Raw genomic sequence first — 12,120 nt, forward strand, 5'->3', positions numbered from 1 at the left:
AAAGTTATTTGCATTCTTATGCTAATTTTATCAAATTTTTTGTTTCTTTTTGTTTGTGTATGTTGCTAGGATGTTGGCAATGGGATACAGGAATATACCCCACACATATTATAAGAATACACAAAACAGGGTCATCATTATGTCAACATATCGTTTAAACACCTTGGCTGTAGCGGTTGCTTTTGCTTTCAGTGCACCAAGTATGGTTAATGCACAAGAAGCGCCTGCTAAAGCTGAAAAAAATATCGAACAAATATCTGTGTTAGGGTCGCGAGTTTCTAACCGAACAGCAACAGAGTCGTCATCACCTATTGATTTAATTGACGCGGATGATTTAAATAAAGGCGGCTTTACCGAGCTTGGGCAAAGCTTACAAGCGACAGCGCCATCGTTTAACTTTTCTCGTACACAAGTTTCTGACGGTTCCGATTTATTTCGCCCAGCAACATTACGCGGTTTACAGCCAGATCAAACGCTGGTTTTAGTCAACGGTAAGCGCCGCCATAATCAATCTATTTTTGGTTTAACTAGTACCGTGGGCGGTGGCTCTGCGGGGACTGATATGAATGCGATCCCGCTTATTGCCTTAAAAGGGGTTGAGGTTTTACGTGATGGTGCGGCGGCGCAGTACGGCTCAGATGCGATTGCGGGGGTTATCAATTTATCACTTAATAACTCAACAGATTTAACCACAGGTTATGTGCAATACGGTGAAACGGCAGAAGGCGATGGGGAAACAATTTCTGCAGGTTTAAATCGTGGTTTTGAACTAGGCAACGAAGGTGGATTTATTAATTTATCGCTTGAGTATCGCGATGCAGATAAAACCAATCGTGCCGAGCGAGATACCGGTGGTTCACTTAATGTCGCACCAGGTACTTTATCGGACGAAGTTCGTTGGGGACAAGGTAATGCAGAGAGTGAATTTACTTCGGTATTTTACAATATGGCATTGCCAATGAGTGAGGGCGAGCTTTACTCATTTGGTGGTTATTCTGAGCGTACTGCACTAGGTAACGGCTTTTATCGTAACTTTAACGAAGCATCTAAAAACGTGATTCAAGTCTATAGCGATGGATTTTTACCGCAAATAGACAATGAAGCACAGGATATCTCTGTTTCAATCGGTTTTAGAGGTGATATTAACCCTGATTGGAATTACGATGTATCGGCGGTATATGGTGAAAACCAATACGACTTTACCTCACGCAATACATTAAATGCCTCTTATGCTGCTGAGTATTTATTTAATAACCCAGGTGCAAGTGATGCCGATATTGCTGCAAATGCAGGACCAACTGAGGGGTATTCGGGTGGCTTTAGGTTTGACCAAACAACATTCAACGCGGATGTGAACGGGATTGTTGATATTGGCCGCAGTGAGCCTGTGTACGTGTCAATTGGTGCTGAATACCGTAAAGAAAACTATGAAATTGTACCCGGTGAAGAAGCCTCATACGCGTGTGGCACTGCTAACACAGATACTTCATACCCATCTGTGAACGATCCGAATCAATTTGCACAATGTGGTTTTCAAGCTTACAACGGCCTTCGCCCTGAAGCATCAAATAAAAGTGATCGCGATAGCTACGCCGTTTATATTGACGCAGAAACCATGGTTACCGATGCGTGGAATGTTAGCGGTGCACTTCGTTACGAAGATTTCTCTAATGCGGGTGACGACATAATTGGTAAAGTAGCCACGCGTTATGAATTTAACGATGATTTTGCGGTACGTGGTGCATTATCAACGGGTTTTAGAGCGCCATCATTACAGCAAAGCGGTTACACTGCGTTTACCACTAACTTAGGTTCTGACGGCACGTTAAGCCAGTCGTTTACAGCAACAACGGGCTCAGCATTTCCAGCTGCATTAGGCGTTGATAACTTAAAGCTTGAAACATCAACTAACTACAGTGCAGGCTTTGTTTATGATGTGACCAGTGATTTATCGTTAACGGTGGATTTTTACCGTGTAGAAATTGAAGACCGTATTACACTGGGCAGCTTGTTATCGGCTAATGATGTGGCATTTAGTCCTGATGCAGTTGCCGCGCTACAGGCAACGGGTGCAGTACAAGCGAATTACTTTTCAAACTCAGTGAATTCGACAACGCAGGGTGTTGACATTATTGCGTCCTATCGCACCGATTTATATGACGGTAATTTTTCTGCTACGTTTGCCGGTAATTTAAATGAAACTAAAATTGACAGTGTTAATGCAGCACCGGGTATTCCTGAAAATGTAGCACTTGATGATATCCAAAGTAGTTTTTTAACTGATGGGCAGCCGGGCGAACGTGCAACGCTTACGTTTGATTATGAGCGTGACGCGTATAGCTCAATGATCCGCTTTAATTACTTTGGCGAAACCGATGTGAAGTACTTTGGTAATGACCATATTGAACTTGCAACAGATGGCTCATTTAAAGCAACCAGTACGGTAGAATCAGCCGTATTAGTGGATTTAAATGTAAGTTATCAAATTAACGATATGTTTGCTCTATCGGTAGGTGCAGACAATGTATTTGATGAAACACCGGATGAATTAGGCGATGATGAAGTATTAAACGCTATTTCAAATGGGGCATTTAAATATCCGTTACGAGCCGTACCCTATGGCTTTGATGGTCGTACTTACTACGCAAAAGTAAGCTTTAGTTTTTAATTTTTAGGTTAAGTTAAACCAGCAAAGGCGCCGTTTATAAAGGCGCTTTTTTTATGGCTAAAATATATTTAAAACAGCATTAAAAATGATTGCATGCTTGAAAATTAAGCATACAATCGCCATCAATAACACAGTGGGATATATATCCCTCGTTATACTCATTTTATTAATAGGAAAAAATAAATGGCGAAAAAAAGCAAAGCAAAAGCGGTTAACAAATCCGCAGTAGACACTGGGCGCGGTGTGATAAAACACAACGCATTGGCAGCACTGGTAACCTCTAAAGTATTTAAACCGCAAGTGGTTAAAGCCAAAAAAGGCAAAGGCTCGTTTAAACGCAGTAACAAACATGCAGGACAAGAGTCCTATTTAATCGCGGCTTAAATAGCACCGATCAAATAGGGATTTTGTTGCGAGTTAGCTAAGTGTTTGCTGAAATAAGGCGGGCTTCGGGCTTCGGGCTTCGAGCATAGAGCTATGCTTCATAATTTTAATCCTGGGGCGATGTAAAATCGCTGCTATCGGCCTATGTTTGGCTTTTTACTTCCTCTAAAGCGCAGCGCCTCATAACCTCTTTGTGAATAAATCAGTTAGAAGATGTTTGCACAAAGAGAAGAGAATGAGGAGAAAATGAGCAGACAAAAAATACGGACTTTTGATTGTATGCATCTAATTATACTTAATAATTTTAATTCTGACGCGATATAAAATCGCTGTTACCGCTTTATATATGGCTTTATATTTCCTCTTTCAGCGCAGCGTCTCATAACCTCTTTGTAAATAAATCACTTAAAACATGTTTGCACAAAGAAAAGTGAGTGAGGGTTAATGTGAAAATATAAAAACAGGAATGCTCTTCCCGTAGCTCTTAGCTCGCTATCAAAACATGAAGGGCGCGGTAGGTTTTAAACCTATCGCGCCTTTTTATTATTTAACTAGCATCCAGATACCGGCTGCTATCATAAATAGGTTTTCGGTTAGTGAAATAAAGCCAAGCGGTACATTGCTATCGCCGCCAACACAGGCACATTTAAGTTCGCGTTTGTCTATATACACGGCTTTAATCACGGATATTGCGCCGACACTACCAATCAACAAAGAGATAGGTGCAACCAAGTAAACCGGAAGTGCTGCAATCATGGCCACGCCAACAAAGGCTTCTAAAAATGGATATACATAAGCGTAAGGAATCACTTTCATGGCAAGTAAGTCGTAAGTGATAAAGGAATTTGAAAAACTGTTTAAATCTTGCAGCTTTTGAATGGCCAGTACCGCCATGGTTAATGCCACGAAAAGCTCAAGTGTATACATGCTTAGCCCTGCACCACTTAACGAAAAAGCTAAACTGAGCAACAAGGTAACCGCAAAAATCGCTATCACAGGGGTATAGGTTGTACCTTGCTGACCGGCAGGCGATTTATTAAAGAAACTTCTAAGCTCATCGTAGCCACCGATGCGCTTATCATCTATAAACGTTTGTGGTGTTGTTTCTACGTCGTGTTGCTGTTTAAACGCATCGGTTTGCGCTCTTGAGGTGAGTAAGTGATCGTTTACTTCAAAGCCTTGACGTTCAAGTAAATCTTTAGATTTTAAACCAAATGGGCAAATATGTTCATCGGTTGCCATTCTATACAATTGGGCTGACTTGGCCATATTTTACTCCTGTATATTTATACCAATTTGCAATAATACTTAATCATTTTGAGGGGGCAAACCAGACGCTCACAGACGTTAAAAACGTCTCATTTAGAACAACTCAATAACGAAATTTTTTGCCTTGCTATCGACACGATTTTCCTCCCTCAAAATAGCTCAGTTAATTAAGCGAATTGGTATTGGAAAGGTTAACTGAGTTATATAACCTTGAAAGATCAACAGGCCCTAAGTGTAAAATTTACAACATGTGCCGTTTTATTGTTAATAAACTCAGTGGTACAGGCTATACGTTCAAAAATCAAGCCGCTTTTAATGCTTTAAGCGCTGAAGGGGGACTTGCAGCGCGTGCCAGCTAATTAATTATAAAGCTATGGGAGGGGCTGTTGAATCTCTGACAACCAGTTCTGGTGTGTATAGTTTAATAATATCGCGGTCATTGCCATTACGAATTTGCGCTATCAGTAAGCTGGCTGCATCTTCAGCAATTTTATTATTTGGCTGATGCGCTGTAGTGAGCTTTGGCCATGTTTGGCGTGAGAATGGGCTATCCTCAAACCCTGTAATAGAAAGCTCGCTGGGTATATCAATGTTCATTAATCTGGCTGCAAATAACGCACCGGCGGCTATTTCATCGTTACATGAGACGATAGCGGTTGGCCTGTTTTGTTGATTAATGAGTGTTTTAGCACCCTCAACCCCGGATTCAAATGAGTATTCGCCATCAATAATTAAGCTAGGGTCTATAGTAATGTCGTATTGTTTTAAAGCCGCTTTGTAGCCCTCTAAGCGCTCTTTGGTGGAGTTATGTTCGCTGCCCCCAGCTAAAAAGCCGATGCGTGTGTGGCCATTATTTATAAGGTGTTCGGTAATTGATTTAGAGGCGAGGTTATCGTCAATCATAATACAGGGCGTTAATGTATCGGGGGCGTCGTGCCCCGATAAAATACGCACAACTTTTAGGTCAAGCTGTGTCAGCTTTTCAACAAAATGTGGCATCTCTGAAAATGGCGGCGTGAGTAAAATACCGGCAATTCGGGTGCGTTTTATCATGCTGGTTATTTCGTCAATAATATGTGCTTCTTTGGCATCGCATGGGTGGATAAGTAGTTCAAACCCTTGCTTTTTACACGTATCTAAAATGCCGTTTTGCATATCTATAATATAGTAGGCATTTGGATTGTCGTAAATGTAAGCAATGCTGTAAGCTTTTGTTCCTGCGAGACTTCTTGCAGCAAGGTTAGGCTGAAAGTTCAACTTTTTAACCGACGCCATGACTTTCTCACGGGTGTTGTCACGCACCGAGGTTTCGTTATTTATTACTCGTGATACCGTTTTTATTGATACCCCGGCATCTTTTGCCACGTCGTTTATTGTTGTTCTCATAGGCTTAATAGACCTTTACATATCATTTTGGGTACTAATTTATCTTTATCGGTTAACAACTACAGCAAAAGCAGTTAACAGTGCTCGGTTTTTATTATTTGACGGCTAAATTATAAAGACATCATTGAATATTAACAGTTAATTTATACGCCTTTCTTGTGAGAATGGTAGATAAAGTTTTAGGTAATAATTTAGTCATATTTAAATTTAATTTAAATACAATAGTTTAAAAGAATATTAAGCACATACATGTAAATTTTTTGTATCTTTTTTGCCCTTCTGTGTAGCTATAAAAGAAAAAAAAGGATACATTAACAACTTAATGACAGCGTTGTCATAAATTGGTGCGCGCTGTTAATTATTATTTAAACCCTAGGGTAGCGGATTGTGTGCGCTAAGGTGGCAATTGCTAGATGTGAATAGTGATTGATTTAAAAGCGGGATTAATTTAAGTATCTGAAAGAGATACTTGAGTGACTAAGTTAATAACAATAGAGGGAAAGTAGCGAATGAAGATTAAATCATTACTGACAGCATGCTGCTTAGCACTGGGTTTGAGTGCGTGTCAGGGCAATGTTGATGAACAAAATACGGTATCGGTTCAGCTAAGCCCTGCAAACGATAGCGCCGTAGAGTTACTTGCTAAAACCTTACAAATAAAATATCAGCAGGTTGATAACCGTCCATCAGCACAGTGCGATCCAGATATAGAAAACGGTCACTGTTTTAAAGCGTATTTACATTTAACCGCCAACTCGGCGATTAACTTTGACCAATGGAAAATTTACTTTAGTCAAATTACACCTATTCAAACGGCGGTTAGCGATGAATTTACTATTAAACGTGTTAATGGCGATATTCATGTCATTGAGCTTAAAGACGGGTTTACTGGCTTTAAAGCGGGTGAGACTAAAACGATTACTTTTTATGCGCACTTTTGGTCATTATCGCAAAGCGACGCAATTCCTAATTATATAGTTGTTAATAATAATGACACCGCTAAAGTGATTGAAAGCACAAAACCTAAAATTGACCCAGAGACAGGGTTAGAGGTGTTGCCACATGTTATGCCTTACACCGATTATGAACGTCAGTTTAAACGTACCGCGAATGATAAAACGCAGTGGCTTAGCGCTGAGCGCTTGTTTGAGCGCAATGAAAAATATGACTTTTCTGCTTATTTAACGTCGCAAAATCAAGTGAGCAATGTGATTGCTCAACAAATTATTCCGTCCCCACGTTTTAGCGAATTTAGCCAAACTCAAACGCTAGATATAAGCCAAGGGCTTAATATTAACTACTCAGGAATAGATAAAACACACTTATCTGCCGCAACACAAAGGTTAGCACTACTAGGTATTAATATAAGCGATGATGCAGCGGCCATTAAGGTCACACTTAATACAGTAACTAAAAATGATGAATTTGAAGGCAGCTATAAGTTAGCGATTAAAGCTGATGAAATTGTGATTAATGCCGCTGATGAAGCGGGCATTTTTTATGCTTTGCAAAGCTTAGCGAGTTTGTATCAGGTTAACAGTAATATGTTACCTGTGGGAGAAGTAATTGATGCACCGCATTATCAGTTTAGAGGTGTGTTGGTGGATGTTGCGCGTAACTTTCGCGACAAAGGCTTTATTTTAAAGCTGCTTGATCAAATGGCGGCTTATAAACTTAATAAGCTGCATTTACATTTAGGTGATGATGAAGGTTGGCGTATAGAAATCCCATCACTTCCTGAACTTACGGATATAGGGGCGAAGCGTTGTTTTGATCAAAGCGAGCAACAATGTTTAATGCCACAGTTGGGCGCAGGGCTTGATACTTCAAGTGCAGCAAACGGCTATTATTCGGTGGCTGATTATCAAGAAATACTTAAAGCGGCGAGTGCGCGTCATATTCAAGTGATCCCATCACTTGATATGCCAGGGCATTCTCGCGCTGCAATTAAAGCCATGCAAGCGCGTTATAATAAATACATAAAACAAGGCGATAAACAAAAAGCCGAGCAGTTTTTACTTTATGATCCGCTTGATACAACCGTGTATTCGTCGGTACAGCACTATAACGACAATACCATTAATGTGTGTTTAGACTCATCGTATGCGTTTATTCGTGAAGTAATGGAACAGGTAAAAGGCATACACAGTGATGCACAGCATCCGTTAACCCGTTATCACATAGGCGCCGATGAAACCGCCGGAGCGTGGGTTGACTCACCAGCTTGTGCTGATTTTATTAAACAAAATAAGTTAGAAATTACTGAAGCGAGTCAGCTGGGCAGCTATTTTATTGAACGTATTGCGAATATGTTGGCTGATATGAATATTGAAACCGCTGCATGGAGCGATGGTTTATCGCATACTAATCCAGAGAATATGCCAGAGGTTGTACAAGGTAATAGCTGGGATTTATTAATGTGGAACGGCCATCAACGTGCCCATGAATTTGCTAATAGAAATTGGCAAGTGGTACTCTCGTCGCCAGATGTGCTGTATTTTGACTTTCCGTATGAAGCAGACCCACAAGAGCACGGCTATTACTGGGCTTCAAGGCATATAAATACCGAAAAAATATTTCAGTTTATGCCAGATAATTTACCTATTCATGCTGAATTTTGGCTCGATAGAGAAGATAATCCCTATGTCGCTGATGACACGTTACAGCGTGATGAGCAAGGCAAGGTAGTATCAGCGCCTTTGGCAAAAGATAAACGCTTTATTGGTATTCAAGGGCAGTTATGGAGTGAAAATACGCGCACCAATAATATGGCCGAATATAAGCTCTTCCCACGGTTATTATCGTTGGCACAAAGAGCATGGCATAAGGCAGATTGGGCGGTTCCGTATGATCACAATGGCTTTGTTTATAGCCAACAAACAAATCGCTTTAGCTCAGCATTAAAACAGCAGCGCGATCAGCAATGGCAGACTTTTGCAGCCACAATGGGATTAAAAGAATTTCCTAAGCTAGAAATGGCTGATGTGCATTATCGTCTTGCAAATGCGGGCGCAAAAATTGAGAACGGCATGTTGTACGCCAATATTGCCTACCCTGGTTTGGTAATTGAATACAAACAAGGAAGCGGCCAATGGCAAACCTATAAACAACCCGTCAAAGTAACACAAGATGTATGGATTCGCTCTAAGACTCCATCAGCAAGTCGTGTAAGCAGAAAGCTCAAAGTAACGCACCGATAAAGTGCGTTTTCCTTTAAATTATTGAAGATGAAAGAAGTTATTTATTTGTAAATAAAAATAATGACAACGCTGTCATTTGTGCTAGTATAAGATTCATACAGTATGACAGTCCGGTTTTATTTTCAGTGTTTTGCAAAACGGTCGAACAAATTAAGAGGCAAAAATGATCACCAACAATATTAATAACAATCAACTCTTTGTGGGGATCGATGGCGGTGGCACTAAATGTAAAGCAATTATCGTCAATAGCTGTAATGAAATAGTAGGCACCGGTGTGGCAGGCCCTGGTAACCCGTTACATGGATTTAGCCAAGCAACGCATTCCATTGAGCAATCAGCGCGTTTAGCCTTGCAAGATGCAGGACTCAAAGAGACGCCTTTATCTGCATTAATCGCAGGGGTTGGCCTGGCGGGAGTTAACTTACCAAGTTTGCATAATCAAATGACCCAGTGGCAACACCCATTTAAAACTATGCATTTAACGACTGATTTACTCATTGCTTGTATGGGCGCTCATCAAGGTAGTGATGGCGCAGTGATGATTGCAGGTACTGGCTCGTGTGGATTTTCATACGTTAATGGTCAATCGTTTATGATTGGTGGTCATGGTTTCCCGCATGGCGATAAAGGCAGCGGTGCATGGATAGGCTTTACTGCTTGTCAGCAGGTGTTGTTAAGCCTAGACAAGTTAATCCCAAGTGGTGCGCTTACTAATTTGATTATGAAGTATTTAGAAGTGCGTGATGCAATGCAACTTGTTGAAGTAATTGCGAATAAACCCGCCGCCTTTTTTGCGCAACTTGCAGGTTGTGTTTTTCAATCAGCACAAGCAAACGATGCCATTGCGATTGCCATTTTAAAAGAAGGTGGCGCGTACTTAAGCGATATTGCACGTCAACTATTAGATAAAAACCCACCAAGGCTTTCGTTTATCGGTGGCTTATTAGCCGTGATGACAACATGGTTAGATCCAGACATTCAAGCTATTTTATCAGCCCCATTATCGTCACCAGAAATGGGGTCTGTACTTTACGCTAAACAACAGCACGTTAATTACAGCAGCCAGGAGTTATGATGTTTAACACCCTAATGGAAAAAGAAGCGGCGCAAACGCCAAATGTTATTGAAAAGCAAATTATTGCCAACCAACCTTTAGTGGAAAAAATTGGTCATAAGCTTCGCGATATGGCCCCTAAGGTGGTGATGATGATTGGTCGCGGTTCATCAGATCATGCTGGCGTTTTTGGTAAGTACTTAATTGAAATTGAAGCCGGTGTACCGGTCAGTTCAGCAGCGCCATCAGTGGCGAGTGTATATGGTAAAACATTAAAGCTTGAAGGCGCTGTGGTGATTGTAATTTCTCAATCAGGACGCAGCCCAGATATTCTCGCTCAAGCAAAAATGGCGAAAGAGGCGGGCGCTTATTGTATTGCACTGGTTAACGATGAAGCGTCACCATTGCAAGACATAGTAGATGATTTTGTCCCCCTTAAAGCCGGTGATGAAATTTCGGTGGCGGCAACAAAAAGTTACTTAGCCACGTTATCGGCATTGGTACATATTGTTGCTAATTGGACGCAAAATGAGTCATTATTACAAGGGCTTAAAGAGCTGCCTAGCGCGCTTGATGCAATGATAGACTCGCCAACTCAGTTACAGCCTAGTGAGTTTGCAAACATTAAGAACATGGTGGTATTAGCCCGTGGTTTAGGGTTTTCTATCTCAAAAGAAATGGCACTTAAGCTTAAAGAAGTGTGTGCTATTCATGCTGAGTCATTCAGTAGTGCAGAATTTTTACATGGTCCGGTAACCTTAGTTGAGCAAGGGTTAGTGATTTTAGATTGCTCGGTTGATGATGAAACTAAAGAGTCACATCAGCAGCAAATTGCTGAGGTTAAAAAACGCGGTGCACACGTGATTAGCCTTAATCAAAACGGTATTAACGTACACCCTCGATTAGCGCCATTTTTAGTATTGCAGCGTTTTTATCTTGATGTGGCAAAAGTAGCGTTAAGCCGTGGTTTTAACCCTGATGAGCCTAAGGGGCTTAAAAAAGTAACAAGGACATTATAAATGTCAGTAAAACGTATTCATGTAGCAGAACTTTTTGATGGCGAGCAATTTGTTAACGACAAAGTGTTGAGCATTGATGCGGGTATTATTACGGCAATAGATGATAACGTGCAACAGGCAGATGAGCACCTAACGGGGTTAGTTGCGCCAGGCTTTATTGACATGCAAGTAAATGGTGGCGGTGGTGTATTGTTTAATCGTACTAGCAGTGTTGCTGGGGTTAAACAAATGCTGCTGGCACATGCCAAGTATGGCACAACTGCCATGTTGCCGACTTTAATTACTGACACGGTTGAAGTGATGCACCAAGCAGCCGATGTCATTGCTGATGCTATTGCTTTGCAGACTCCCGGTATTATTGGTATTCACTTTGAAGGCCCGCACTTATCTGTTGCAAAAAAAGGCGCTCATAGTGCTGATTATATTCGCCCTATTTCTGAACAAGAATGGCAGGTATTATCTCGCCAAGATTTAGGTAAAGTGGTGGTAACAGTTGCACCTGAAAATGTTCTGCCAAGTGATATCGCTAAAATGCGTGAGGTAGGCATACACGTTTGTTTAGGTCATACCAATGCAAGCTTTGCTCAAGCTCAGCGCGCGGTTGATGCTGGCGCAACCGGATTTACGCATTTATATAATGCTATGTCGCCATTACAGGGGCGTGAGCCAGGTGTTGTAGGCTGTGCATTATTAAACGATGACACCTATTGCGGCCTAATTGTTGATGGGCATCATGTTGATTACGCTGCATGTCAGCTTGCGTTAAAAGCAAAGCCAATGGGTCGTGTTTTTTTAGTCACTGATGCGATGCCACCAGTGGGTACGAATGACACCGAATTTGCTTTTTTTGACCGTACCGTCACCTTAGATAATGGTAAGCTCACCTCTACCACGGGAGAACTGGCAGGATCTGCGCTTGATATGGCAACCGCAGTAAGAAATACAGTAACCCATTTAAAGCAGCCATTAGCGCAAGCGCTTAATATGGCGAGTTTATATCCTGCTCAGTATTTAAAGTTGCCTGCCACACACGGGCGATTAATACCGGGTAGTCCAGCAGATTTTGTACAATTAAACACACAACAACAAGTCATTAGCACGTGGATTGGCGGCGCTCAGGTTTGTTAACAACATAATAAA

Annotated in this window: 8 protein-coding genes; 6 read left to right on the plus strand and 2 right to left on the minus strand. The window is 41.3% G+C overall.

Annotated features, from left to right (window positions below; all coding sequences use genetic code 11):
• Positions 1 to 139: 139 nt before the first annotated feature.
• Positions 140 to 2,668 carry a TonB-dependent receptor plug domain-containing protein gene (locus tag PTET_RS16450; RefSeq protein WP_096038981.1) on the plus strand — a complete coding sequence of 843 codons (2,529 nt, stop codon included), beginning with the start codon at positions 140 to 142 and terminating at the stop codon, positions 2,666 to 2,668.
• Between the two features lie 183 nt (positions 2,669 to 2,851).
• Complete coding sequence (gene arfA / locus PTET_RS16455) at positions 2,852 to 3,052, plus strand: alternative ribosome rescue factor ArfA (protein ID WP_013462885.1); 201 nt, start codon at positions 2,852 to 2,854, stop codon at positions 3,050 to 3,052.
• Positions 3,053 to 3,595: 543 nt separating this feature from the next.
• On the opposite strand, the gene PTET_RS18990 is transcribed toward arfA, so the two are convergent.
• Both PTET_RS18990 and PTET_RS16470 read right to left on the minus strand, forming a co-directional pair.
• Positions 3,596 to 4,321, minus strand: a complete 726-nt coding sequence (locus tag PTET_RS18990) for a MauE/DoxX family redox-associated membrane protein (protein WP_013462886.1) — start codon at positions 4,319 to 4,321, stop codon at positions 3,596 to 3,598.
• A gap of 363 nt (positions 4,322 to 4,684) precedes the next feature.
• Positions 4,685 to 5,707 carry a LacI family DNA-binding transcriptional regulator gene (locus tag PTET_RS16470; RefSeq protein WP_013462888.1) on the minus strand — a complete coding sequence of 341 codons (1,023 nt, stop codon included), beginning with the start codon at positions 5,705 to 5,707 and terminating at the stop codon, positions 4,685 to 4,687.
• 509 nt (positions 5,708 to 6,216) lie between these two features.
• Between PTET_RS16470 and PTET_RS16475 the strand changes: the two genes are divergently transcribed.
• The 4 genes from PTET_RS16475 to nagA all read left to right on the plus strand — a co-directional run bounded on the left by PTET_RS16475 (position 6,217) and on the right by nagA (position 12,108).
• Complete coding sequence (locus PTET_RS16475; RefSeq protein ID WP_096038982.1) at positions 6,217 to 8,907, plus strand: family 20 glycosylhydrolase; 2,691 nt, start codon at positions 6,217 to 6,219, stop codon at positions 8,905 to 8,907.
• A 163-nt stretch (positions 8,908 to 9,070) separates the two neighbouring features.
• Complete coding sequence (nagK, locus tag PTET_RS16480) at positions 9,071 to 9,982, plus strand: N-acetylglucosamine kinase (RefSeq protein ID WP_013462890.1); 912 nt, start codon at positions 9,071 to 9,073, stop codon at positions 9,980 to 9,982.
• Positions 9,982 to 10,980 carry a glucosamine-6-phosphate deaminase NagB-II gene (gene nagB-II / locus PTET_RS16485; RefSeq protein WP_013462891.1) on the plus strand — a complete coding sequence of 333 codons (999 nt, stop codon included), beginning with the start codon at positions 9,982 to 9,984 and terminating at the stop codon, positions 10,978 to 10,980. Before nagK ends, nagB-II begins: the two co-directional genes overlap by 1 nt.
• Positions 10,981 to 12,108 (plus strand): N-acetylglucosamine-6-phosphate deacetylase, encoded by a 1,128-nt coding sequence (gene nagA, locus PTET_RS16490; RefSeq protein ID WP_096038983.1) that lies wholly within the window; start codon positions 10,981 to 10,983, stop codon positions 12,106 to 12,108.
• Positions 12,109 to 12,120 lie beyond the last annotated feature (12 nt).

It is taken from the genome of Pseudoalteromonas tetraodonis, from assembly GCF_002310835.1.
In the GTDB taxonomy this organism is placed as follows: domain Bacteria; phylum Pseudomonadota; class Gammaproteobacteria; order Enterobacterales; family Alteromonadaceae; genus Pseudoalteromonas; species Pseudoalteromonas tetraodonis.